Annotated in this window: 28 protein-coding genes; 18 read left to right on the top strand and 10 right to left on the bottom strand. The window is 69.2% G+C overall.

Going from position 1 to position 23,765, the window contains the following annotated elements; genetic code table 11:
* Window positions 1–44: 44 nt before the first annotated feature.
* From K9U41_RS13095 to K9U41_RS13085, 3 genes are all read right to left on the bottom strand, one after another.
* Window positions 45–467: a VOC family protein gene (locus K9U41_RS13095; protein WP_349237849.1), complete on the bottom strand. Its 423-nt coding sequence runs from the start codon at window positions 465–467 to the stop codon at window positions 45–47.
* A gap of 37 nt (window positions 468–504) precedes the next feature.
* The gene (locus K9U41_RS13090; RefSeq protein ID WP_282641279.1) at window positions 505–1,686 is read right to left on the bottom strand and encodes a phage portal protein; all 1,182 of its coding nucleotides are present in this window, start codon (window positions 1,684–1,686) and stop codon (window positions 505–507) included.
* A gap of 77 nt (window positions 1,687–1,763) precedes the next feature.
* Window positions 1,764–2,270, bottom strand: a complete 507-nt coding sequence (locus K9U41_RS13085) for an HPP family protein (protein ID WP_282641278.1) — start codon at window positions 2,268–2,270, stop codon at window positions 1,764–1,766.
* A gap of 311 nt (window positions 2,271–2,581) precedes the next feature.
* On the opposite strand from K9U41_RS13085, the gene K9U41_RS13080 reads away from it, so the two are divergent.
* The gene (locus K9U41_RS13080; RefSeq protein WP_282641277.1) at window positions 2,582–2,860 is read left to right on the top strand and encodes a hypothetical protein; all 279 of its coding nucleotides are present in this window, start codon (window positions 2,582–2,584) and stop codon (window positions 2,858–2,860) included.
* A gap of 199 nt (window positions 2,861–3,059) precedes the next feature.
* Here the strand turns inward: K9U41_RS13080 and K9U41_RS13075 are convergent, their stop codons facing one another.
* From K9U41_RS13075 to K9U41_RS13065, 3 genes are all read right to left on the bottom strand, one after another.
* The gene (locus K9U41_RS13075) at window positions 3,060–4,331 is read right to left on the bottom strand and encodes a DNA-packaging protein (RefSeq protein WP_282641276.1); all 1,272 of its coding nucleotides are present in this window, start codon (window positions 4,329–4,331) and stop codon (window positions 3,060–3,062) included.
* A gap of 1 nt (window position 4,332) precedes the next feature.
* Window positions 4,333–4,890 carry a terminase gpP N-terminus-related DNA-binding protein gene (locus K9U41_RS13070; protein WP_282641275.1) on the bottom strand — a complete coding sequence of 186 codons (558 nt, stop codon included), beginning with the start codon at window positions 4,888–4,890 and terminating at the stop codon, window positions 4,333–4,335.
* Between the two features lie 202 nt (window positions 4,891–5,092).
* Window positions 5,093–6,019: a sensor domain-containing diguanylate cyclase gene (locus K9U41_RS13065; RefSeq protein ID WP_282641274.1), complete on the bottom strand. Its 927-nt coding sequence runs from the start codon at window positions 6,017–6,019 to the stop codon at window positions 5,093–5,095.
* A gap of 183 nt (window positions 6,020–6,202) precedes the next feature.
* Here K9U41_RS13065 and K9U41_RS13060 point away from each other — a divergent pair, with 183 nt between their 5' ends.
* The 17 genes from K9U41_RS13060 (at window position 6,203) to K9U41_RS12980 (ending at window position 21,241) form a co-directional block, all read left to right on the top strand.
* Window positions 6,203–6,895, top strand: coding sequence for a hypothetical protein (locus K9U41_RS13060; protein ID WP_282641273.1), 693 nt, complete (start codon window positions 6,203–6,205; stop codon window positions 6,893–6,895).
* A gap of 160 nt (window positions 6,896–7,055) precedes the next feature.
* The gene (locus tag K9U41_RS13055) at window positions 7,056–7,970 is read left to right on the top strand and encodes a LysR family transcriptional regulator (protein ID WP_282641272.1); all 915 of its coding nucleotides are present in this window, start codon (window positions 7,056–7,058) and stop codon (window positions 7,968–7,970) included.
* A gap of 80 nt (window positions 7,971–8,050) precedes the next feature.
* Entirely contained in the window at window positions 8,051–9,073 is a 1,023-nt protein-coding gene (locus tag K9U41_RS13050) for a threonine ammonia-lyase (RefSeq protein WP_282641271.1), read from the top strand.
* 36 nt (window positions 9,074–9,109) lie between these two features.
* Window positions 9,110–10,177: a DUF4392 domain-containing protein gene (locus tag K9U41_RS13045; protein WP_282641270.1), complete on the top strand. Its 1,068-nt coding sequence runs from the start codon at window positions 9,110–9,112 to the stop codon at window positions 10,175–10,177.
* 24 nt (window positions 10,178–10,201) lie between these two features.
* Entirely contained in the window at window positions 10,202–10,669 is a 468-nt protein-coding gene (locus K9U41_RS13040; protein ID WP_282641269.1) for a RidA family protein, read from the top strand.
* 181 nt (window positions 10,670–10,850) lie between these two features.
* A complete protein-coding gene (locus tag K9U41_RS13035; protein WP_282641268.1) occupies window positions 10,851–11,702 on the top strand; it encodes a putative hydro-lyase in 852 nt (283 codons plus the stop codon).
* A 96-nt stretch (window positions 11,703–11,798) separates the two neighbouring features.
* Window positions 11,799–13,055 carry an ABC transporter substrate-binding protein gene (locus K9U41_RS13030; protein ID WP_282641267.1) on the top strand — a complete coding sequence of 419 codons (1,257 nt, stop codon included), beginning with the start codon at window positions 11,799–11,801 and terminating at the stop codon, window positions 13,053–13,055.
* Between the two features lie 41 nt (window positions 13,056–13,096).
* On the top strand, window positions 13,097–13,972 hold the full coding sequence (locus K9U41_RS13025) for a branched-chain amino acid ABC transporter permease (RefSeq protein ID WP_282641266.1): 876 nt from the start codon (window positions 13,097–13,099) through the stop codon (window positions 13,970–13,972).
* A 2-nt stretch (window positions 13,973–13,974) separates the two neighbouring features.
* Window positions 13,975–14,985, top strand: coding sequence for a branched-chain amino acid ABC transporter permease (locus K9U41_RS13020; RefSeq protein WP_282641265.1), 1,011 nt, complete (start codon window positions 13,975–13,977; stop codon window positions 14,983–14,985).
* Window positions 14,982–15,716, top strand: coding sequence for an ABC transporter ATP-binding protein (locus tag K9U41_RS13015; RefSeq protein ID WP_282641264.1), 735 nt, complete (start codon window positions 14,982–14,984; stop codon window positions 15,714–15,716). Before K9U41_RS13020 ends, K9U41_RS13015 begins: the two co-directional genes overlap by 4 nt.
* The gene (locus K9U41_RS13010; protein WP_432715786.1) at window positions 15,673–16,413 is read left to right on the top strand and encodes an ABC transporter ATP-binding protein; all 741 of its coding nucleotides are present in this window, start codon (window positions 15,673–15,675) and stop codon (window positions 16,411–16,413) included. Before K9U41_RS13015 ends, K9U41_RS13010 begins: the two co-directional genes overlap by 44 nt.
* 149 nt (window positions 16,414–16,562) lie before the next feature.
* Entirely contained in the window at window positions 16,563–17,318 is a 756-nt protein-coding gene (locus tag K9U41_RS13005; protein ID WP_282641263.1) for a LamB/YcsF family protein, read from the top strand.
* A gap of 16 nt (window positions 17,319–17,334) precedes the next feature.
* Window positions 17,335–18,060, top strand: coding sequence for a 5-oxoprolinase subunit B family protein (locus K9U41_RS13000; protein ID WP_282641262.1), 726 nt, complete (start codon window positions 17,335–17,337; stop codon window positions 18,058–18,060).
* Window positions 18,057–19,091: a biotin-dependent carboxyltransferase family protein gene (locus K9U41_RS12995; protein WP_282641261.1), complete on the top strand. Its 1,035-nt coding sequence runs from the start codon at window positions 18,057–18,059 to the stop codon at window positions 19,089–19,091. Before K9U41_RS13000 ends, K9U41_RS12995 begins: the two co-directional genes overlap by 4 nt.
* A gap of 216 nt (window positions 19,092–19,307) precedes the next feature.
* On the top strand, window positions 19,308–20,024 hold the full coding sequence (locus tag K9U41_RS12990) for an alpha/beta hydrolase (protein WP_282641259.1): 717 nt from the start codon (window positions 19,308–19,310) through the stop codon (window positions 20,022–20,024).
* Between the two features lie 21 nt (window positions 20,025–20,045).
* A complete protein-coding gene (locus K9U41_RS12985) occupies window positions 20,046–20,657 on the top strand; it encodes a hypothetical protein (RefSeq protein WP_282641258.1) in 612 nt (203 codons plus the stop codon).
* A gap of 86 nt (window positions 20,658–20,743) precedes the next feature.
* The gene (locus K9U41_RS12980; protein ID WP_282641257.1) at window positions 20,744–21,241 is read left to right on the top strand and encodes a YybH family protein; all 498 of its coding nucleotides are present in this window, start codon (window positions 20,744–20,746) and stop codon (window positions 21,239–21,241) included.
* A 105-nt stretch (window positions 21,242–21,346) separates the two neighbouring features.
* On the opposite strand, the gene K9U41_RS12975 is transcribed toward K9U41_RS12980, so the two are convergent.
* The 4 genes from K9U41_RS12975 to ilvN all read right to left on the bottom strand — a co-directional run bounded on the left by K9U41_RS12975 (window position 21,347) and on the right by ilvN (window position 23,682).
* A complete protein-coding gene (locus K9U41_RS12975) occupies window positions 21,347–21,556 on the bottom strand; it encodes a hypothetical protein (protein ID WP_282641256.1) in 210 nt (69 codons plus the stop codon).
* Window positions 21,525–21,818 (bottom strand): BrnT family toxin, encoded by a 294-nt coding sequence (locus tag K9U41_RS12970; protein WP_282641255.1) that lies wholly within the window; start codon window positions 21,816–21,818, stop codon window positions 21,525–21,527. Before K9U41_RS12970 ends, K9U41_RS12975 begins: the two co-directional genes overlap by 32 nt.
* 161 nt (window positions 21,819–21,979) lie before the next feature.
* Window positions 21,980–22,999 carry a ketol-acid reductoisomerase gene (ilvC, locus tag K9U41_RS12965; protein WP_138399247.1) on the bottom strand — a complete coding sequence of 340 codons (1,020 nt, stop codon included), beginning with the start codon at window positions 22,997–22,999 and terminating at the stop codon, window positions 21,980–21,982.
* 167 nt (window positions 23,000–23,166) lie between these two features.
* Entirely contained in the window at window positions 23,167–23,682 is a 516-nt protein-coding gene (ilvN, locus tag K9U41_RS12960; protein ID WP_282641254.1) for an acetolactate synthase small subunit, read from the bottom strand.
* Between the last annotated feature and the right edge of the window lie 83 nt (window positions 23,683–23,765).

Raw genomic sequence — 23,765 nt, 5'->3', positions numbered from 1 at the left:
GATTGGGGGCGGGCGGAAGGGCGCGGGGCCGGCCCGCTCAACCCCTATTCAGGGGCGTGACAGCAGGCGCAGAGCTTGTTGCCGTCCGGATCGCGCGCATAGGCCCCGTAATAGTGCGGATGATATTCGGGCCGCAGCCCCGGCGGCCCCTCGCAGGTGCCGCCATGGGCCATGGCCACCGCATGGAAGGCCTCCACCGCCGCGCGCGATGGCGCCAGAAGCGCCACCATCTGGCCGTTGCCGGCAGACGAGGGGGCGCCATCGAACGCGCGGCCGATAATGAGCAGCGGTCGCTCGGCCTCCGCCGGCTTCGAGCCGGACCATGGGCGCTCGGGCTCCACGAACTTCAGCACCCAGCCCAGCGCCGGCAGCACCGCCGCATAGAAGGCGTGGGCACGGGCATGATCGTTGGTGCCGATATGGATGTGGGACAGCATAGCGGAGACCGTGTTGGCGCGTTCCTCCATCCCACAAAAGCTGCTGCGCGGAAAGCCGGAGGGTCTTTCACCGCAGCCTTCTTCCCCCCTCGCCATACCCCGTCGCGGCGCGCTTCTCTTCATCGGTGAGGAAGTCGGCCGCCCCGATGCGCGCCCACAATTCGGTGCGCTCGGCGGCGAGGGCCTCGGCCTGGTCGAGGTCGGGGACCAGGGCAAGGCCGCCGCCATAGGCCGGGCCGAGCCAGGAGGAGAGCGCGTCGCACACCCGGCGCACCAGCGGCACCACGCTCTGGCGCCACAGGGCGCGGTTGGCCTCGGCGTAGTTGGCATAGGTGTTGTCGCCGGGAATGCCCAGCAGCAGCGGCGGCACGCCGATGGCGAGGGCAATCTCGCGGGCGGCGGAATTGCGCGCGGCCTCGAAATCCATGTCCTTGGGCGAGAGCGACAGCGGCCGCCAGTCGAGCCCGCCTTCCAGCAGCAGCGGGCGGCCGGCATTCACCGCGCCCTGGAACGAGGCTTCCAGCTCGCCCTTCAGCCGCTCGAACTGCTCGTCGGAAAGCGCGCCCGCGCCGCTGTAGACCAGCGCGCCGGAGGGGCGGGCCGCGTTGTCGATGAGCGCCTTGTTCCAGGCGCTGGCCGCATTGTGCAGGTCGAGGGCCTGGGCCGCCGCCTCCAGCGGGGCGAAGCCGTAATGGTCGTCCAGCGGGTTGAAGGCGGTGAGGTGCAGGATGGCCGGCACGTCCGCGCCCTCCACCAGCGTGTCCTGCGGGATGCGCACGGTGCGCGCGCCGAGCGTGTAGTCATAGGCCTCGGGCCAGCCGTCGGGGCCGGGCACCACCTTCACCCGGTCGGGCCGCAGCAGGTGCAGTTCGCGGATCTCGCCCTCCACCGCCACCGCCTCCACATAGGCGTTGCCCGCCACCATGAGGTGGCTGCAGATGGCCTCCATGAGGGAAGATCCGGTGAGGCGCGGGTTGGGCCGGCGCATGAGGTCCAGCAGCGGATGGGCCTCCAGCTCCTCGCGCCCGGCCATGAGCACCAGCGGCAGGGCCGACGCAGATTCGCCGATGAGCCGCACCGCCCGATAGGCGATGGCATTCTTGGCGAAGCCCTCGCGGGCGAGGGAGGCATAGTCGCGCGGGGTCCAGCGCGGCCGCCCGGCGGAGAACAAGGCGATGAGCGGCGCGGCGCGGCTTGCCTTCTCTTCGGGCGGGCGGCGGCGGAAGGGGGCGAGAAGCTCGGCCAGCATGAAAAGGCTCCGGAAACGAAAAAGGCCGCCCGGAGGGGCGGCCTTGATGCGGGTGGCAGGCGCGGGCGGCGGCGCGCTCAGGCGATGCGGCGCGGATACTCGTGGCGCGGCGGCAGCCGGTGATAAAGGCTCGCGATCAGCACCAGAGCGATGGAGCCGGCGAAGACGATGCCGGCCAGCTCGAATGGATCGATGGCGGCCACCACCATGAGAATGGGCACCGCCCCCGCCGGCGGATGGGACAGGCGCAGCAGCAGCATGGCGAGGATGGCGAGCCCCACGCCGAGGGCCGCGGCCCACCACGCGCCCGGAAACACCAGCGCCATCAAAAGGCCGATGGTCGCGGAGACCGCATAGCCGCCGATGACATTGGCCGGCTGGGCCAGCGGCGTCGCCGGATGGCCGAACAGCAGTACCGCGCTGGCGCCGAACGGCGCGATGAGCAGCGGCAGCTGGGTGAAGGCGGCGGCACCGCCCACGAGGCCCATGCCGAGCATGCCCCCCGCACCGGACTTCAGGCCGACGAGAAGCGATCCGCAATGGGGCTCGTGACGTGCGAAGAACTCTTTCAGATGCTGTCTCATGGCTCCAGATGGGGCTGCAGGGGCCAATGGTATGCAAATGTCTGCACACATCGTTGCCATGCAGCCTCATTTGTAGGCACGATCATGCATGTATTTTGAATACGCGCAAGCTGGGGCGACGCATGGTCGATGACGCCGTCCGAAGCACCGGTGCCGATGGGGCCAAGCCAAGCGCGAATGCTGGCCGAGGCTGCTCCCCAAACAGCCGTTCCACGTCGCGATTTCGTTCCGTCACCGGCCAAGCAGGCGTATAAAGACCCTGCGTGATGGCCCCGACGCCCGGGGCCTGGGGGACGCAAAGGGAGGGCGCCATGCTCTATGCCTTGGTCCTCATTGTCACCACCGCCACATTCCAGCCTGCTGGTTCCGGAGCTTACGGCTATGCGCCGGACCCCTACGGCGTGGGGCCGGGGGTGATCACCACCACCTCGCAGAAGCTCATCGGCTACTATCGCACCGAGCGCGGATGCCTCGGCGCCAGCCTCAAGCGCAACCAGAACTGGCCGGATTTCGCGCCGGGACAGAGCGTCACCGGCCTGTGCGTGCAGGTGGAGATCCCGGTGGGCGCGGATATGGTCGGCGGCAGCTGAACCAGGGCGGGCGCGCATGACTCACCGACCCCTGGTTCAGCCCGCGCGGCACATGCGCGAAACCCTTTCGGCGCCGGTGGCAGACCGGGGCCGTTGGCAGGCCCTGACGCCGGGAGACTCCCGATGACGGGCATGCCGGGCCTGAGCGGCGACTGAGCCTTCTGCCGGAACTACGCCAGCGCAAGGGCCTATGACCCGCTCACAGCCCACGGACCCGCGGCGCACCGGCCTTCGGGCCAAGGGCCAGGGCGGTCACCGCCCACACCAGCGCGTCGAGCCGGTCGGGCGAGCGGCCGGAGGACAGGCCGTCGGTGCCGAAATCGCACATCTCGTCCTCCAGCGCCGGGAAGGCGCCGGCATGGCGCACCCGCCCCTGCTCATAGAGCGCGGCCACCGGCTCGGCGCGCAGGAACTTGCCGCGCGTGGCCCGCACCTGTTCCACCGGCACCCCGTCATCCACCTCGGCGATGACGGCGCGCACCATCTCGCCGCCCTGGTTCACCTCGGCGACGATGAGATCAGCCTCGAAGCGGCGGAACAGCGCCACCGCCTTCGCCGCCCATTGGGCGGGGCGCAGGCCGGCGGCACTGTCGTCCGCCAGCACATGCACGAGGCCCGCCGCGTCGATGCCGGCGCAGACGATGCCGCAGGCATCCGCCCCGGCCCGCGAGGAGGCCGGCGGGTCCACCGCCACCACGATGCGGACGAGCGGCGGCGCCTCCGCCTCCCGCAGCGCTTCCAGCGCCGGGCGGGAAAACAGGGCGTCGGCGCGGTCCTCGATCAGTTCGCCATCCAGCTCCTGCCGGCCGAGGCGGGTGCCGCCATAGCGGGTCAGCACCTGACCGAGGAAGCTCGGGGCGAGGTGGAAGGCGTTGTCGGTGGTGCGCGCCCGCGTCACGGCGGTGGACGGGTCGGCCAGCAGCCGCCGCAGCAGCGCGCTGGGGCGCGGCGTGGTGGTCACCATCTGGCGCGGCTGGGCGCCTAATCTCAAGCCGAACTGCAGCATGTCGAAGGTGGCCTCGGCGCGCTTCCACTTGGCCAGCTCGTCGAGCCAGGCGGCGGCGAACTGCGGACCGCGCAGGCTTTCGGGGTCCTCCGCCGAAAAGCCCTGCGCCACCGCGCCATTGGCCCATTCCAGCCGCCGCCGGGTGGGTTCCCAGCGCGGCCGCTCGCCGCGGGGATGGACGGCAAGGAGGCCGGAGACCCCCTCCACCATCACCTCGCGCACGTCCGCCATGGTCTCGGCCACCAGCGCGATGCGCCCCACCGGCTGGTCGGCAAAGGGCGGCCTGCCGAGGGCGAGGCCCCGCACCCATTCGGCGCCGGCCCGCGTCTTGCCGGCGCCGCGCCCGCCCAGTACCAGCCAGGTGGTCCAGGGGGCGCCGGAGGGTGCCGGATCGGGAGGAAGCTGGTCGGGACGCGCCCACAGGGCCCAGTCGGCGAGCAGAAGCTCGGCCTCGGCCTCGGGCATATCATTCAGCAGGCTCTGCGCCTGCCCCGTCCGCGCGCAGGCGATCAAGGCGGCGCGCAAGCTCGCGGCGGAAGGTGTCGAGGTCGCGAACGGCGTCATCTTCGGCTTTCACCTTGCGGCTTTTCTGCGCCTCCGCCTCCAGGGCGGAGAGTTCGCGCAGGGTGCGGGCGAGCACGGCGAGGGCGCGGGCGTCCTTCTCCGCATCGGCGGCGGGGCGCGGTGGGCTCGCGGCGGCGGCAGCCTCCGGCGACACGGCGCTCGCGAGGCGCTGCTCGATCTCGTCGAGCTGACGCTCGGCGGCCCGCCACAACCGGGCCAGCAGATGCCCCCGCCCCGGCGCTACCCTGCGGGCGCCCGGCGCCGGCGTCATCCGCCGGACCACCGGTTTCAGGGTGACGGTGCCGTCGGGGGCCACCTCCCGGTCGATCCAATAATAGACCTGGGAGCGCTTCAGGGCGGTGCGGTGGGCGATCTCCTTGAGCGGCGCGCCGTCCAGATAGAGCTGGCGCGCAAGCTGTGCCACGGCTGGCACCCGGCGGGGCGGCAACGCTTTGCGCATGGACATGTCCGGAAAAAGGGTGGGCCCTGAAGCCAGGAGCCTGAAGGCTGGCCCGACCGCCGGCGGAACCAGCGACCGAAACCGGCGTCGGGACGGTGCGGGGCGAAAGCCCGTCGGGCACACGTCTGGAACATGGACAAAACCTAGCGGGGCAGCGTCACGCTGTCAAGGACTAATTTCCGATAAGAGGAAAAAATACCTCTCATCCCGGCGTGGCGGAGGGCGGCGTGGGCATGTCCTGTTCCAGATGGATGCGGCTGCGGCCAGCCATCTTGGCGGCATAGAGCGCGCGGTCGGCACGGGCGTAGAGGTCGGCGAAGGTGTCGCCCGGCCGGCTGTGTGCGATCCCGGCCGAGAAGGAATAGGCAAAGTCCGGCCGTTCCGGCAGCGGACGGGCCAGCCGCACCACGTCCAGTGCCCGCTCGACAAGGGCGCGCGCGGCGCCGGCGGAGGTCGCAGGCATGGCGAGGACGAACTCCTCGCCGCCCACGCGGCCAAAGCAGTCTGAACGGCGCACCTCGCGCACCATCCGGGCGGCAAAGTCGCGCAGGATCAAGTCGCCGGCCTGATGGCCGAAGCGGTCGTTGATGCCCTTGAAATGGTCGAGATCGATGAGGCAGAAGGCGCCGCCCAGCCCATCGGGAGCCAGCATGTCGGCCACCCGGGCGGCGACGAAACGACGGTTGGCGACGCCCGTCAGATCGTCCGTGTAGGAGGCATAGAGGGCGCGATCCCGGTCCAGCCGCATGGCGCGCTCATCGGGGCGGAAGGCGGTGACGTCGATGGCGTGGGCCAGCATCCAGCCATCGGTGGACACCGTCTGTGTCACCAGCAGCCAACGGCCGTCATGAAAATCGACCTCGAACACCTTGTGGCGCTGCTTGCCGCGCCGCGACCGGTGGACGATGATCCACTCGTCGATGTCCGACGTGTTGATGATGGTCCCCCGCCCGGCGTGGTAATTGCGCCGCACCATCTCTTCCCAGGTGATGTCCTCGCCCTCGGCGATGAACATGGCGGCGCGGAAGGCGGCATTGGCATAGCGCAGGCGATCGGAGGCGTCGAAGAGCGCCACCAGGACAGGCGTTTTCTCCTGAAGCAATTGAAGGTATTGGAGCGCCTCTTGCATCGCGCTCGATCCTATAGCGCATCTCCCGCGCAGTGCATCGTCGGAATTGACGCGCGCGGCCCTGCACGGCTGCGGATGCCCGGGCGGTGGAGCAGGCACGGCGGGTTCCAATGGCAAGCGCCGCCGGCCTGCGCTATGGAAGACGGGCCGGTGCGCCGGCGCTGCCGTGGGCCTGATGCCACCATGTTCCTGCCGCCGGCCGTGCTGCCGCTCCTCTTCCTTGCCTGCCTCCTCGCGCCGGCCCGCGCGCTGGAGGCCAGCACGCCGCAGCCCGGCACACTTCAGCCCGAGATGACTTCCCCCGCGATGCTTTGGCCCGACACCCCCGCCACGCGCCGCGCCGCGCAGGATTTCATCGACACCCTGAACCGCGCGCTTCTGGCCCAGCCCAGCGCCACCCTGACGCTGGAACGCTGGTGCGGCGCCCACGGCATCGGCGATCCCGCCCTGGTGCGGGCGGAGCGCGAGCGCGCCGGGGAAGACGGCGCCCCGCAGGAGGTGCGCGCCTTGCTCGGCGCCGATCCGCAGACCCTGGTGCGGCACCGCCGGGTGCGGCTCACCTGCGGCGCCATCGTGCTGTCGGAGGCGGACAATTATTACCGCCCGGATCGCCTGACGGACGAGATGAACGCCATCCTCGACACCACCGATACGCCCTTCGGCAAGGTGGTGCGCCCGCTCGACTTCCGCCGCCGCACGCTGGAGGCGCGCGCGCTGTGGCGGCCGGGGGAGGAAGCCCCGGCTTCCGGCGCGCTGGCGGTGCCCCGCTTCGTGCTGGCCCATCGCGCGGTGCTGACCCTGCCGGACGGCACGCCCTTCAGCGCACTGATCGAGCGCTACACCTCCGGCGTGCTGGCCTTCCCGGCGCCGCGCTGAATCGCCTGCGCCGCAATCCTTCCGGCTGAAGACTGAGGCGCCGCTCGGGCCAATGGCCAACCGGCCCTTGAGTCAACCTCATCGGCCGTTCGGAGGGCGCGATTGCCAGCGCGGGGCATCGGCCTACAATCGCAACCCCTCTCAAGGCGCACCGCGTTCGATGGTCGATTTCCGCAGCCTCGAAATCTTCTACTGGGTGTCGCAGCTGGAAAGCTTCAGCAAGGCGGCCGAGCGGCTGAACACCACCCAGCCCGCCGTATCCCAGCGCATCGCCGCGCTGGAAACCGAGCTGAGGACGCGCCTGTTCGAGCGCTCCTCCCGCTCCATCAGCCTCACCGAGAAGGGCCGGGTGCTGGTGGATTATGCCGAGCGTTTCCTGCGGCTGCGCGCGGCCATGCTGGAGGCGGTGGCGACGCCGGAGGCCATGCGCGGGGTGGTGCGCCTCGGCGTCTCCGAGACCATCGTGCAGACCTGGCTGTCCCGCTTCATCGAGCGCGCCCACGCGGTCTACCCCAACGTGCTCATCGACATCACCGTGGACGTGACGCCAGTGATGCGCGACGCGCTGGTGAAGCGCGAGCTGGACCTCGCCTTCCTGCTCGGCCCGGTGAGCGAGCCGAACATGAACAACCTCGATCTCGGCAGCTATGCGCTGGCCTTCGTGGCCGCCAGCGACCTGCCCATCGCGGCAGAGCCCCTGTCCCGGCGGGACCTTTTGAAGTATCCGCTCATCACCTATCCCAAATCCACCTATCCCTACACCTTCCTGCGCGAGATCCTGAGCATTCCCGAGATCGGATCGCCGCGCCTGTTCAGCAACTCCTCCCTCTCCACCATCATCCGCATGACCGAGGACCATATCGGCCTGAGCGTCATCCCCCCCGACGTGATCCGCGCGGAGCTGGCCTCCGGCAAGCTCCGCGTGGTGACGACCGAGATCACCCTGCCCGACCTCGCGTTCACCGCCAGCTATCCCATGGCCATGGGCGGCGGGATCGCCGGCCCGCTGGCCGCCCTCGCCGCCGAGATCGCCCGGGAGGATCGGGCGGGGGGAACGACTAATAAGCAGGCATGATTAAAGTTCATGCCAGATCATAATTTGAATGCATGCATGGAGCGTGGTGACATGACAGCCTCTTCCGCCGAGGCCCGATCATGTCTTCCAGCTCCGCTCTTTCTTCTGACCCCAATGGCGATATCCAAGTCTTCGCTGCCACCATCACTGACGTAGAGGCAGCAGCGGATCGTATTTCCGGCCAGATCATCCGCACGCCACTGTTCGAGAACGCGGCCATCAACGCCGCCTGCGGTGCACGAATTCTCATCAAGCCGGAGATGTTGCAGCATACCGGCTCATTCAAGTTTCGCGGCGCCTCCAATCGCGTGGCGCTGATGAGCGCCGCCGAGCGCGCCGGCGGCATCGTCGCCTGGTCCTCAGGCAACCATGCCCTCGCCATCTCGGCGGTGGCCGCGCGCCACGGTATCCACGCCACCATCCTGATGCCGTCCGACGCCCCGCGCGCCAAGATCGAGGGCGCCGAACGGCTCGGCGGCACCGTACGCCTTTATGACCGCGCCACCGAAGTGCGCGAGGAGATCGGCGCCGAGATCGCCGCCCGCACCGGCGCCGTCATCATCCCGCCCTATGACGACCCCCACGTCATCGCCGGCCAGGGCACCGTGGGCCTGGAACTGGCCGAGCAGGCGGCAGCCCTCGGCGCTCAGCTCGACATGGCGCTGTTCGCCTGTTCCGGCGGCGGCCTGGTGGCAGGCGCCGCCACCGCCCTCGCGGCCCGCTCGCCGGCGACGCAGGTCTATAGCGTGGAGCCCGCGGGCTTCGACGACACCGCCCGCTCGCTTGCCTCCGGCAAGCCGGAGCGCAACGCGCCGGGCGCCACCACCCTGTGCGACGCCCTGATGGTGCCCACCCCCGGCCTCCTCACCCTGCCCATCAACCGCGCTCTGCTGGCGGGCGGCCTCGCGGTGACGGACGGTGAGGTGAAGGCCGCCATGCGCCTTGTCTATGACACGCTGAAGCTGGTGGTGGAGCCCGGCGGCGTCACCCCGCTCGCTGCCGTGCTCGCCGGCAAGGTGGACGCCAGGGGCAAGACCGTGGGCGTGGTGCTCTCCGGCGGCAATGTGGATCCCGGCACCTTCGCCGCCTGCATCGGCGCCTGAACCCTTTCCTCTCGCTTCCAATCCACAGGGTTCGCCATGCTTGCCAAGGACACGGCCCTCTACGCGCGGGTCGCACGCACCATCGACGATTTCATGTGCCTCGACTTCACTGGCGTCGGCCTCATCGGACCGATCCGGGCGGCGCTGGCGCGGCGGCAGCCGGGCTTCATCGCCATGGGGGCGGCGGAGATCATCGCCGCCACCCTTACGACGAAGGGCGGCCCCGCCCTCATCGCCACCGGCTTTCCCGAGGGTGGCGGCGTGCCGGAGACCGACGGGCCGGTGGGCGCCGCGCTCATCGCCCGCGCCCTGTTCCTCGGCTTCGGGGTGGAGAGCGTCATCGTCATCGACGAGGACTGGGCGGAGATGATGGCCGCCACCTGCCGGGGCGCGGGCCTTGCCCCCCTGCCGTTCCCGGCCGATGGCGTCATCACCCCCGTCCCGTTCCTGCGGCCGGTCTATATCCGCACCGTGCCGAAGGATGCGGAAGGCTGTCGCGCCGTGGCCGACGACCTGCTGGAACACACCCACCCGCAACTGCTCATTGCCATCGAGCGGCCGGGGGCCAATGCGAACGGGCTCTATCACGGCCTCGGCGGGCGCCCGCTGGACGGCATGGTGGGCGACCTCGACTATCTGTTCCGTACCGGCAAGGCCATCGGCCTGCCCTTCATCGGCATCGGCGACGGCGGCAACGAGCTGGGCATGGGCGTGATCGCGCAGGACCTGCCCGCCTTCTCGCCCAAGGCGGCGGACTGCGGCATTCCCGGCCGTGGGGGCGTCGCGGCGGCCACCGCGGCGGGCCATCTGGTGGTGGCCAACATCTCCAACCTGGGGGCCACCGGCCTCGTGGCCGCGCTCTCCGCGCTTCTGGAAAACCCGGTGGTGTTCCACGAGCCGGAGCTGGAGGTGCGCGCCATCGAGCAATGCGTGGCCTTCGGCGGTGTGGACGGCATGTTCATGGCGCCCGAGCCGGCCGTGGACGGGCTTTCCGCCAAGGAATGGGAAGGCCTCGTGCGCACCCTGAAGCTCACCGTTGCCCGCACTCTGGGCGACAGCGTCAACTGGAAGGGCGACCGGGGCGACTGGCGTCAGGTGAAGTGAGAGCCCCGAAGTGAGGAATCGCACATGACTGAAGCGGAAGAAAAACTCGCCGCCCTCGGCCTCACCCTGCCGCAGGCGGGCACCCCGCGGGGCACCTATGTGCCGTTCGTGCGGGTGGGCGACCTGGTGTTCATTTCCGGGCAGGGTCCGCGCCGCGACGGGCAATTGCTCTATGCCGGCAAGGTGGGCGCCGAGCGCACGCCCGAGGAGGGCTATGAGGCCGCAAAGCTGTGCGCCCTCAACCTCCTCGCCCAGCTCAAGGTGGCCTGCGACGGCGACCTCGACCGGGTGACGCAGGTGGTGCGGGTGGCCGGGCTGGTGCATTGCGTGGACACGTTCGAGGCCCACCCCGGCGTCATAAACGGGGCCTCGGACCTGTTCTGCGCTGTGTTCGGCGAGCGGGGGCGGCATGCCCGCATCGCCAGCGGCGCCTCCTCCCTGCCGAGCGGAATGACGGTGGAGGTGGAAGCCTGTTTCGCCATCAAACCCTGAGCTGGCGCGGACTATAAGCCCGCCTTATCCAAAACAATCCTGAATCATCATTGGACCTTGTGGGTCTTTCGTCGAGATAATGCCCATGGATCGAGCGCGCTTAATCCGTGGGCAAGTTTCCAACCGCCCTCGACACCAGATCCGCCCGCATCGCTCCGGCGATGAACATGACGAGCAGCACATGTCCAGCACCAGCACAGCAAGCCTTCGCACCGCAGATACGCGTCCGGCGCCGGACCTCGACGCCTATGCCGCCTACCAGACCCCGCTGGCGGTGCGTCAGGCCTGCCGCAGCGGCGCCCTCACCGGCCCCACCGCAGGCATGGCGCCGGGCTATGTGCAGGGCAACCTCGCGGTGCTGCCCAAGGATCTGGCAGAGGAATTCCTGCGCTTCTGCCATTTCAATCCGCGCCCCTGCCCGGTCATCGGCATGTCCGAGCCCGGCAGCTTCAAGGTGCCCACGCTGGGCGAAGACTTGGATATCCGCACCGATTTCCCCGGCTACCGGGTGTGGCAGGACGGCGAGGTCATCGCCGATACCGCCGACGTGACGGACTACTGGCGCGATGATCTGGTCGCCTTCGTCATCGGCTGCTCCCTGTCGTTCGAGGAAGCGCTGATGGCCGAGGGCCTGCCGCTACGCCATGTGGAGCGCAACGTCCGCGTGCCCATGTTCCGCACCAATGTGCAGTGCGTGCCGGCGGGCCGCTTCTCGGGACGGATGGTGATGTCCATGCGGCCCCTTATCCCGGCCCACGCCATCCGCGCCATCCAGATCACCACGCGCTTTCCCGCCGTGCACGGCGCACCGCTCCATGTGGGCCTGCCGGAGCTGATCGGCATCACCGACCTGATGAAGCCCGACTACGGCGACGCGGTGGAGGTTCTTGAAAACGAGCTGCCCGTGTTCTGGGCCTGCGGCGTCACCCCCCAGTCGGTGATCGCCGAGGCGAAGCCCGCCTTCGCCATCACCCACGCGCCCGGCTGCATGCTGGTCACCGACCGGCGCAACACCGAATTTTCGATCCTTTGATCATCCCCGGGCGGCAACGCTCGGACTGACGCCGAAAGCGGCGCAGACTGCAACCAAGACCTGTCCAGCCATCCTGACTTCCAGAGGGGACCACACATGAACCGCAGAGAACTTCTTCTCGCCGCCTCCGCCCTGCCGCTCGTCGGCCTCGCCGGCTCCGCCTCCCGCGCCTTCGCGCAGGGCGCGCCGGAAGTGGTCATCGGCGTGCTCTACGCCATGTCCGGCCCGAGCGCCCAGGTGGGCATCGATGCCCGCCACGCCTTCGAGACCGCCGCCGAGATCATCAACGGCTCGTTCGACTTCGACATGCCCACCGCCAAGGCCGCCGGCCTCCAAGGCCTCGGCGGCGCCAAGGTGCGCCTCGTCTATGCCGACCACCAGTCCGACCCGCAGAAGGGCCGCGCCGAGGCCGAGCGCCTCATCACCCAGGACAAGGTGACCGCCCTCATCGGCTGCTACCAGTCCGCGGTCTCCTCCACCGTCAGCGCGGTGGCAGAGCGCTACGGCGTGCCGTTCCTGTGCGCGGATTCGTCCTCCCCCAGCCTGCAGCGCAAGAAGCTGAAATTCTTCTTCCGCCCCGCCGCGCAGGACGAGATGTTCTCCGCCGCCATGTTCGATTTCTTCGACGCCCAGAAGAAGAAGGGCAAGAAAATCGAGAGCGTCGGCCTGTTCTACGAGGACACCATCTTCGGCGTGGATTCGTCCAACGTGCAGCGCAAGCTCGCGGCCGAGCGCGGCTACAAGATCGCCGCCGACATCAAGTACAAGTCCAACTCGCCCTCGCTCTCCGCCGAGGTGCAGCAGCTGAAAAGCGCCGATCCGGACGTGCTGATGCCGTCCACCTACACCACCGATGCCATCCTGCTGGTGAAGACCATGGCGGAGCTGGGCTACAAGCCCAGGAACCTGGTCGCCCAGGCCTCGGGCTTCTCCGAGCAGGTGACCTTCGACGCGGTGGGCGACAAGCTCATCGGCGCCATCTCCCGCGCCTCCTTCTCGCTGGATCTGGCCGCCAAGCGCCCGTTCATCGGCAAGGTGAACGAGATGTACAAGGCCCGCTCCTCGCGCGACCTCAACGACAATTCCTCCCGCGAACTGATGGGCCTCATCATCCTCGCCGACGCCATCGACCGGGCCAAGGCCACGGACGGCGCCAAGATCCGCGATGCGCTGGTGGCCACCGACATTCCCGGCACCCGCACCATCATGCCCTGGGCGCGCGTGCACTTTAACGAGGAAGGCCAGAACCCGGACGCGAGCCCGGTCCTGCTGCAATATACCGGCAGCAAGTTCGTCACCATCTTCCCCGAGGACGTGGCCATCGCCGCGGCCATCTGGCCCATGAACGGCTGACGCCGAAGCAACGGCTGCCGTTCCGGCTGGAAGGACACACAATGACCGCGCAAGCGCTGATCCAGGTGCTTGCGAGCGGCCTGCTGATGGGGCTCATCTATGCCCTGATCGCAGTCGGCCTCTCGCTCATCTTCGGGCTCATGGATGTGGTGAACTTCGCCCATGGCGAATTCCTCATGATCGCCATGTACGCCACCTTCGGGCTCGTCCTGTGGACGACGCTCGATCCCATCGTGGTCGCACCCTTGGTGGTGGGGCTCATGTTCTGCGTGGGCGCGTTCGTCTACGTGGCGGTGGTGCGCTATGCCATGCGCACCAAGGCGAATGCCGGCATGGTGCAGATCTTCTCCACCTTCGGCCTCGCCATCCTCATCCAGGGCGGCGCCCAGTATTTCTTCACCCCCGACTACAGGTCCATCAAGACCTCGTGGCTCGGCGGGCATACGCTGGAACTGGGGGGCATCTTCCTGCCGTGGCCGCAGATCTATGGCGGCCTCATCTCCATCGCGGCGTTCGCCGCCCTGTCCCTGATCTCGCGGACCGACTTCGGCAAGGCGCTGGAAGCCACCCGTGAGGACCAGGGCGCGGTGGCGCTGGTGGGCATCGACCGCAACAAGGTGTTCGCCATCGGCTGGGGCCTCGGCGCCGCCCTCGTGGGGCTCGCCGGCACGGTGCTCGCCATCTTCTACTACATCCACCCCCAGGTGGGCGCCACCTTCGGCACCATCGCCTATGTGACGGTGGCGCTGGGCGGCTTCGGCAGCGTGTTCGGCGCGCTGGTGGCCGGCGTCATCGTGGGGCTGGTGGAGGCCATCACCGCCCTCATCCTGCCACCGACCATGAAGGCCGTCGGCATCTTCGCCCTCTATCTCGCCGTGGTGTTCTTCCGCCCGAGCGGCCTGTTCGGAAAGCTGTGAAGATGACCGACGCCACCCTCTCCTCCCTCAAGCTGCGCGGCGATGCGTTCATCGCCAAGCGCCGGCGCCAGCTCGTGGTCGCGGCCGCGGTGTTCGCCGCCGTGGCCTGCCTGCCTTTGGGCATCCGGGACGTCTATCTCCAGAACGTCCTCATCCTCACCCTGCTCTATGCGGCGGTGTCGCAGAGCTGGAACATCCTGGGCGGCTATTGCGGCCAGATCTCTCTGGGCCATGCCCTCTACTTCGGCATCGGCGCCTATGCGGCGTCCGTGCTCTACGTGAACTACGACATCGTGCCCTGGTTCGGCATGGTGGTGGGCGGCGTGCTCTCGGCCATTCTGGCGGTGGGCCTCGGCTTCATGACCTTCCGGCTGAAGGGGCATTACTTCGCCATCGCCACCCTGGTGATCGCGGAAATCGGCCTCGTTCTGGTCCACAACTGGGACTTTGTCGGCGGCGCCCTGGGCATCCAGTGGCCGTTCGGCACCGACAGCATCTGGACCCTCCAGTTCGCAAGGGACAAGGTGCCCTACTTCTACTTCGCCCTCGGGCTGCTGGTGGTGGTGTGGCTCGTCACCTACTTCATCGAGAATTCCCGCTGGGGCTTCTGGTGGCGCGCGGTGAAGGACGATCCGGAAGCGGCGGAAAGCCTGGGCGTGGAAGTGTTCCGCTCCAAGCTTGCGGCAGCGGCGGTGTCGGCCTTCTTCACCGCCGTGGGCGGCGGCTTCTATGCGGCCTTCGTCTCCTACATCGACCCCGAGAGCGTGATGAGCTTCCGCTTCTCCCTGCTGTTCGCCCTGCCGGCGGTGCTCGGCGGCATCGGCACCCTGTGGGGCGCGCCCTTGGGTGCGGCCATCCTCATCCCCCTCACCGAGATCACCCGTTCGTATCTGGGCGGGTCGGGCTCCGGCCTCGACCTCATCATCTACGGCGCGCTGATCATGGTGGTGGCGCTGGCCAAGCCCGAGGGCCTGCTCAGCCTCTTCACCCGCAAGAGCGGAGGCAAGGCATGACGTCCGAAATCCTTCTGGAGACCCGCGGCGTCACCCAGCGCTTCGGCGGCCTGGTGGCCAATTCGGATGTCTCCATCTCCATCAAGCGGGGCGAGATCCTGGGGCTGATCGGCCCCAACGGGGCGGGCAAGTCCACCCTGTTCGCGGCCATCTCCGGGGCGCGGGTGCCCACCTCCGGCTCGATCCTGTTCGAGGGCCAAGACATCACCCAGATGCCGGCGGCCGAGCGCTGCCGGCTCGGCATCGCCCGCACCTTCCAGGTGCCCCGCTCCTTCGATTCCATGAGCGTGGCCGAGAATGTGATGATCGGCGCCTTCGTGCGCCACGCCAACGCCACCCGCGCCCGCGCCGCGGCGCTGGAGGTGCTGGACTATGTGGGCCTCGACGGCCGCGCCGATGCCACCGCCGGCCAGCTCACGCCGCCGGAGAAGCGCCGGCTGGAAGTGGCCCGCGCCATCGCCACCGAGCCCAAGCTGCTGCTGCTGGACGAGGTGCTCACCGGCCTCACCCCCTCCGAGGCGCGCCTCGGCATGGATCTGGTGCGCAAGGTGCGCGCCCGCGGCATCACCGTGGTGATGGTGGAGCATGTGATGGAAATCGTCATGCAGCTGGTGGACCGGGCCATCGTACTCAACCTCGGCAAGCTTTTGGCCGAGGGCAGCCCCGCCGAGATTGTCCGCAACGAGGATGTCATCACCGCCTATCTCGGGGATCGCCACCGTGCTGCTTGAAGTCAAATCCCTGACCACGGCCTATGACGGCCTCATCGCCATTTCCGACATCTCGGTGGAAGTGAAGGCGGGCGAGATCGTGGTGGTGGCCGGCGCCAACGGCGCGGGCAAGTCCACCCTGCTCAAATCCATCGCCGGCATGGAACGCCCCAAGGGCGGCACCGTGACCTTCGCCGGCGAGCGCATCGACGGCATGGCCGGCCACCTCATCACCGCGCGGGGCATCGCCTACGTGCCGGAGGCCAAGCGCCTGTTCCCGCGCCTGACGGTGGCGGACAATCTGCGCCTCGGCAGCTACCTGCACGCCGACAAGGCCGACCGCGAGGCGCCGCTGGAGCAGGTCTTCACCCTGTTCCCGCGGCTGAAGGAGCGCCTGCCCCAGAAGGCGGCCACGCTCTCCGGCGGCGAGCAGCAGATGCTCGCCATCGGCCGCGCGCTGATGACCCGGCCGCGCCTGCTGATGCTCGACGAGCCCTCCCAGGGCATCATGCCGAAGCTGGTGGATGAGATCTTCGACGCGGTGAAGACCATCCGCGACACCGGCGTCACCATCCTCCTGGTGGAGCAGCGGCTGGTGGAGAGCCTGGAGATCGCCGACCGCGCCTATGTGCTGCAGACCGGCCGGGTGATCCTCGAAGGCTCCGCCGCCGAGGTCCGCGACAACCCGGATGTGCGGCGCGCGTATCTGGGCATCTGACCGCGCATCTGGCGGCGGAAGCCAAGCGATGAAGCCGTCATGGCCGGGCGCGTCCCGGCCATCCCTCCCGGTGCAAGCCCGGGCCTGACGCCGGGATCGCAGCACGCCATATTCGGTCAGTCTCAAGCCAATCCTGAGGGGACAGCACCATGCGGGTGGACCTCAATTCCGACCTCGGCGAGGGCTTCGGCGCCTACGCCATCACCGACGACGCGGCGCTGCTCGACATCGTCTCCTCGGCCAACCTTGCCTGCGGCCTGCATGCGGGGGACCCCGAGATCATGGCCCGCGTGTTCGCGCTGGCGAAAAAAAAGGGCGTCAGCGTCGGCGCCCATCCCGGCTTTCCGGACCTGTGGGGCTTCGGCCGGCGCCGCATCCCGTTCTCCACCGGGGAGATCGAGCGGCTGGTCGCCTATCAGGTCGGAGCCGCCCAGGGGCTGGCGGCCTATGCCGGCCACCGCGTGTCCTACGTGAAGGCCCATGGCGCCCTGTCCAACATGGCGGAGGAGAGTGCGGAGGTCGCCGCCGCCATCGCCCGCGCGGTGAAGGCGGTGGATGGAAGCCTGCCCATCCTCGCCGGCCCGCTGGGCGCGCAGGCCGATGCCACCCGCGCGGCGGGGCTCACCCCCATCGCGGAAATCTTCGCCGATCGCGCCTATACGCAGACCGGCCTGCTGGTGCCGCGCGGCCAGCCCGGCGCGGTCATCACCGATCCGGAGGAGGCGGCCGCGCGCGTCGTGGCCATGGTGAAGGCGGGGGCCATCATCACCGCATCCGGCACGCCGCTGTCCACCGAGATCGGCTCCATCTGCGTGCACGGCGATAGCGCCCATGCGGTGGAGACCGCCCGGCGCGTGCGGGCGCGGCTCGAAGACGAGGGCATTTCCATTGTCCCCTTCGCCTGACAGTCCTTCGCCTGATATGCCAGCGCCCCGCCTGCTGGATGCCGGGGAGACCGCCCTCGTCGCCGAGTTCGGCAATGAGGTGGACCCCGTCCTCAGCGACCGGGTGCTCGCCCTCGATGCCGCCGTCACCGCGCGCGCCCTGCCCGGCGTGCGCGAGAGCGTGCCCACCTATCGCTCCCTCATGATCCATTACGACCCGCTGGTGATCGACCGCGCGACACTCGCCGCCGAGGTGACGGCGCTGGCGCAGGCCGCTCCCGCCGAAGGGCGGCGCGGCGCGCTCTGGACCATCCCCTGCTGCTACGACCCGGAATTCGGCGAGGACATCGCCACCATCGCCGCCACCACCGGCCTCCCCCCGGACGAGGTGGTGGCGCTGCATTCCAGCGCGCGCTACCGGCTCTACATGTACGGCTTCGCCCCCGGCTTCTGCTATCTGGGCGGCCTGCCGGACGTGTTCGCCAAGGTCTCGCGCCGGCTCAAGCCGCGCCCGCCCCATCCGCCCAACGTGGTGATGATGGCCGGCGGGCTCGCCAGCATCGCCACCGTCTCCATGCCCACCGGCTGGTTCCTTGTGGGCCGCACGCCGGAGCGCATGTTCTCCCTCACCCGCACCCCGACGGTGCTGCTGGACGTGGGCGACGAACTCATGTTCGAGCCCATCGACCGCGCCACCTTCGACGCGCTGGAAGCCCGCGCGGCGGCCGGCGAGGTGGTCGCGCGCCGGGAGGTGCAACCATGAGCGCCCCCGCCCTGCGCATCGTCGCCGCCGGTCCCGGAACCACCATCCAGGACAGCGGGCGGCACGGCTACCTGCGCTTCGGTGTCACCGGGGCCGGCCCCATGGACGCCCTCGCCCACGCCACCGCCAACCTCGCCGTGGGCAACGCGGCCGGTGCCAGCGCCATCGAAGTGGGGCTCGGCGGCCTGTCGCTCGCGGCGGAAGACGGACCGGTGACGCTTGCCATCGCCGGCGCGCCCTTCACCGTGACGCTGGACGGCCAGAAGCTGGAAACCCCGCTGGTGCTGACGCTGGAGCCGGGCGCCGCCCTCGCCCTGCGCGCCGGCCCCACGGGCGCCTGGTGCTATGTGGCGGCGGCGGGAAGCTTCGCCACCGCTCCGGTGCTGGGCTCCACCGCCACCCACACGCGCTCCGGCCTCGGCGGGCTCGACGGCGGGCCGCTGAAGGCCGGCGACCGCCTGCCCCTGGGCGCGACGGCGGATCTGGGCCATACCGCCCCATCCCGCCTCATCGCACCGTGGCTGGAGCGCTCGCGCGACGTGGTCCGCGTGGTGCTCGGCCCGCAGGACGATTTCTTCGCGCCCGAGGTGGTGGAGCGCTTCCTCACCCAGCCCTGGACCCTCTCGGGCCGCAGCGACCGCATGGGCTACCTGCTGGAGGGCGAGCCCCTGACCCATGCCGGCGGCTTCAACATCGTCTCCGACGGCATCGCCCATGGCGCCATCCAGGTGCCGGGCGAGGGCCTGCCCATCGTGCAGATGGCCGACCGCGCGCCCACCGGCGGCTATCCCAAGATCGCCACGGTCATCGGCGCCGATCTCGGCAGCTTCGCCCAGTTGCGCCCAGGCGCGAGCTTCCGTTTCGCGGCGGTGGACATCGCGACTGCCGTTGCGGCGCGGCGCGGTCAGGCCGAGGCACTGGCGCGGCCGGTGGAGCGCGTGCCCTTCATCCGCACCGATCTGCCATCCGACTTCCTGCTGGGGCTCAACCTGGTGGGCGGGGTGGTGAGCGCCACGGCGCCGGCGACCTGACCCAACACCGGCCCATTTCTTGCCAGATGATCCCCGTGGAGCCCCTGCGGCAGGGGCGCGATGGCAAGTGGGGCCGGCCATGGCCTTGGCGACGAAGGCAAATTCGATCCCGCGCGCGGCCTGCCCGTTCGCGTGCGGAACCCGACACGCGCGTGACAACGGCCGTCCGATACCCCTCCCGCGCGCCGGACACCGGTCCGGTACGAGGGCGCGGCGATGACCACGCACGTCGCCCCCGCCGCCGGCACCGAGCTGCCGACCGACCTGCCCATCGCCGCGGGGCCGAAGATTGCCGCCCTGTCCTGCGGCAAGCCGGCGTGGCTCGTGGTGCTGCTGCATGAAGAAGGCGCCGACGGGCAGAAGGTGATCGACCTCGCCCTCAACTGGGCGCCGGAGATGCCCAAGGCCGACTTCCTCGCCGCCGAGGCCCCCTTCCCCGCCCCCAGCGCCGGGCCGTGGCTCGACACCTTCCTCGACCGCATGCTGGCCGAGCGCCGGTTGCCGGACAGCCACCTCGCCCTTGTCGGCTTCTCGCAAGGAGCCATGCTGGCCCTCCATGTGGGGCTGCGCCGCACCGCCTCTCCGGCCCTCATCATCGGCTTCTGCGGCGCGCTGCCGGAGGCGGAGGATCTGGCCGGCGAGATCCGCGCGCGGCCACCGGTGCTGCTGATCCACGGCGAGGAGGATGCGGTGGTTCCCTTCGAGCAGATGGTCGCCACCCGCGAGCGGCTGAAGGCGCTGGGCGTGCCGGCGAAGAGCATGCGCCGGCCGGGCCTCGGCCACGCCATCGACGACGACGGCATCCTCGCCGCCGGTGGCGTGCTCGCCGCCACGCTGGTGAAGACCCCCGCCGCGAAGGCCGATCATGACCACGACGACCATGATCATGATGACCACGACCATGACCACGATCATGATGACCACGATCACTGACCCCGCCGCGAGGACCCGCCCGTGACCGAACCCGTTCCGCCCGTCCTCAAGCGCTTCATCTGGGACATCCAGTCCATGGTGGAACTGGCGGACGATCCGCGCGAGATCCTGATGATCGGCGCCGACCTCATGGGCCGCCTCGTCGCTACCGACGACTGGCTGCCGGCGCTGTTCGCCACGGCCGGGGACGCGCCGTTTCGCCAGTACCAGCTTTATGCGGACGGCATGGAGCGCTTCAGCGTGGTCGCCACGGTGCTGTCGGGCGGCGCCGACCTGCCCCTGTGCCAGGAGCCGTTCTGGGAGATTTTCGGCGTGCTGCGCGGCACCCTCCACCGCCAGCGCTTCGCCTTGCCCGACGGCGCCGCGCCCGAGCCGCGCGCACCGGTGAAGGCGCTGGTTGCCGGGGTGGTGGAGACCTTCTCGCCCAAGGGCGGCGACGGCCTGAAGATCGCCAATGCCTCCGAGACGGATGTGGCCATCGCGATCCAGGTTTATGGCGGGGAGATCGGCGGCCTCGCGCGCCGCGCCATCACGGCGGATGGCGGCGCTTCGGCCTTCACCAGCCTCTACGCCAACCCGCCGGAGGCGCCGGCCTACGACATCCTCACCATCCAGACCCAGATCGTGGATTGAGGTCGGCAGCGGCCGCGCTATCCTCGCCGGGACCTTGAGCCGGACGGGCGTGCGCCCGCCGGAATCGGGCCAGCTTGGAGAGCCCCATGACGCGCCGCACGGCCCTGCTCCTCGCTTCGGTGGCACTTGCCGTGGTTCTGGCGCTGCCGGCTTCGCTCCGGCCCGCAGGAGCCGGCGAGACGGCTCAGGCGTCCGACGCCGCTGCGATCCGCTCCCGCCTCACGGGCTGGGCCGAGGCCTTCAATGCGGGGGATGCCTCCCGCGTCTGCGACCTCTTCGCCGACGACCTGCAATCGGACGTGGAAACCGCCCCGGTGGGCGACAAGGCCTCGGTCTGCGCCCGCCTGAAGACGGCGCTGGCAAAGCCGGATCGGCGGCTCACCTACACGGTGGCGATCCACGACATTCTGGTTTCGGGCGACATGGCCGCCGTGCGCCTCACCTGGACCTCCACGCTGAGCACGGCGGGCAAGAACGCGGCGGGTGAGAGCGAGAGCTGGGCGGAGCAGGGGCTGGACGTCTTCCGCCGCGATCCGGACGGCGCCTGGCGCATCGTCCGCTACATGGCCTACGGGACGCGGTGAGGCCGGAAATCTGGGTGGGGGATTGGGTGCAGGGGAGCTTGGCAGGGGCGCCGGGCGGTCGTGGCCATCCGCACGCGCCAGCCCGTCGCACAAGGGCGCGCCAGCCTATTCGGCGGCTTCCTTCGGCGGCTTGCGCCGGCTTTTCGCGGGAATGACGAGATCGAACTCGGCGAGTTCCTCGTCGGTGGGAAGGGCGCTGTCCGGATCGGACTTTGCAGCGGCGATGATTTCCTCGTCCGACATGGCGCGGAGCTTCTCCCAGTCGACCTCCTTGATCGCCCGGTCAGCTTCCTCCAATTGCTTCTTGGTAGGCACGCCGCTCGCTCCGCTTCGCCATTCTCAGGGATATGGGGCGCCGTTTTCCGCTCCGCCATGTCCACACACACAGTAGCACATCTTCGCCAACGGCAGCGATGGTCTCGAAGCGAAGCTCGGTCTGCGGCGGCTTGATCGATTGCCGGTCGAGGCGTGGCCTCCCGTCGAACAGGCGGCCCGCAATGGACAGCGGCAAACCGTGTTTCACACGGTTTGCCGCGTCCTTGCCGTCATCCCATTCGAGGTCGTCGGTCTCGCCCATGATCAATACCTGTCGGCTGATTCGGGTAAACTTACACCGAAATGGCCGAACCGGCAGGACAGCACAAAGTAAATCTAAACGTTGTGCCTTCAAAGACATAGGAAGGCACAACGCAGGAGGTCACCCGATCTGCCGGCTGACGATGACTCTCGTTGCGACCCTCAGTTCTTGGTCTTGTCCACGAGGGCCTTGGCCTTGATCCAGGGCATCATGGCGCGCAGCTTCTCGCCCACTTCCTCGATGGGGTGGGCGTTGGCGCGGGCGCGGGTGGCCTTGAAGGAGGCCTGGTTCACCTTGTTCTCCAGCATCCAGTCGCGGGTGAACTTGCCGGTCTGGATGTCGGTGAGCACGCGCTTCATCTCCGCCTTGGTCTCGGGCGTGATGATGCGGGGGCCGGTGACGTATTCGCCATACTCGGCGGTGTTGGAGATGGAATAGTTCATGTTGGCGATGCCGCCCTCATAGATGAGGTCGACGATGAGCTTCACCTCGTGCAGACACTCGAAATAGGCCATCTCCGGGGCGTAGCCGGCTTCCACCAGGGTCTCGAAGCCGGCGCGGATCAGCTCCACGAGGCCGCCGCAAAGCACCACCTGCTCGCCGAACAGGTCGGTCTCGCACTCTTCCTTGAAGGTGGTCTCGATGACGCCGGCGCGGCCGCCGCCGATGGCGGAAGCGTAGGACAGGCCGAGGTCATGGGCATTGCCCGAGGCATCCTGGGCGATGGCGATGAGGGTCGGCACGCCGCCGCCGCGCTGGTATTCGGAGCGCACGGTGTGGCCGGGGCCCTTGGGGGCCACCATCAGCACGTCGAGGTCGGGGCGCGGCTCGATGAGGTTGAAGTGCACGTTGAGGCCGTGGGCGAACAGCAGCGCCGCGCCGTGCTTCATGTTGTCGGCGAGGCTCTCGCGATAGATGTCGCCCTGCAGCTCGTCGGGGGTGAGCATCATCACCACGTCGGCCCACTTGGCGGCGTCGGCGGGGCTCATCACCTTGAAGCCCTCGGCCTCGGCCTTCTTGGCGGTGGCGGAGCCGGGACGCAGGGCGACCACGACGTCCTTCACGCCCGAATCGCGCATGTTGAGCGCATGGGCATGGCCCTGGCTGCCATAGCCGACGACGGCGACCTTCTTGCCCTTGATCAGGTTCAGGTCGGCGTCGCGATCGTAGTAAACGCGCATGGTTTTCTCCTTATGGCGTTGTCTTCAATGTCGGTTTGATCCGCGCCGGGCGTCCCTTTGCACCGGATCGCGGGAAATGGGAACAGCCGTTCGCGCCGGAGGGCCGCTTTCCGCCCTGCCCCGGCGCGAGGCGCTGCCTCAGGTAATGACCGATTTCACAGGCTGCGTTACATGGCCTCCGGCCCGCGGGAGATGGCGACCACGCCGGTGCGCGCCACTTCCACCAGCCCCAGGGGCTCCATGAGCCAGGCGAACTGGTCGATCTTGTCGGACTTGCCGGTGATCTCGAACACGAAGCTCTCGCGGGTGGCGTCGATGACGCGGGCGCGGAACGCCTCGGCGAGCCGCAGCGCCTCGCCGCGGGCCTCGCCCAGCCCGCGCACCTTGACCATGGCCAGCTCCCGCTCCAGCGCGGTGCCCTCGACGGTGAGGTCGCGCACCTTGTGCACCGGCACCAGCCGGTCGAGCTGGTTCTTGATCTGCTCGATCACCATGGGGGTGCCGGTGGTGACGATGGTGATGCGCGACAGGCGCCCCTCGTGGCTCACCTCGGACACGGTGAGGCTGTCGATATTGTAGCCGCGGCCGGAGAACAGGCCGATGACGCGGGCAAGCACGCCCGGCTCGTTGTCCACCAGGACGGAGAGGGTGTGGCGCTCGATGGTCTCGGGGGATTGGGACATGGCGGGGCTCTGAAGGAAAGGTGTCGGCGGGATGCCCTCTCCCGCAGGGCGGGGAGGGCATCCCGCCGACACCTTTCCTTCAG

The organism is Xanthobacter autotrophicus (assembly GCF_029991245.1).
Lineage (GTDB): Bacteria > Pseudomonadota > Alphaproteobacteria > Rhizobiales > Xanthobacteraceae > Xanthobacter > Xanthobacter autotrophicus_C.
Note: the sequence above shows the minus strand (reverse complement) of the source record. Positions and strands in the feature narration are given on the sequence as shown.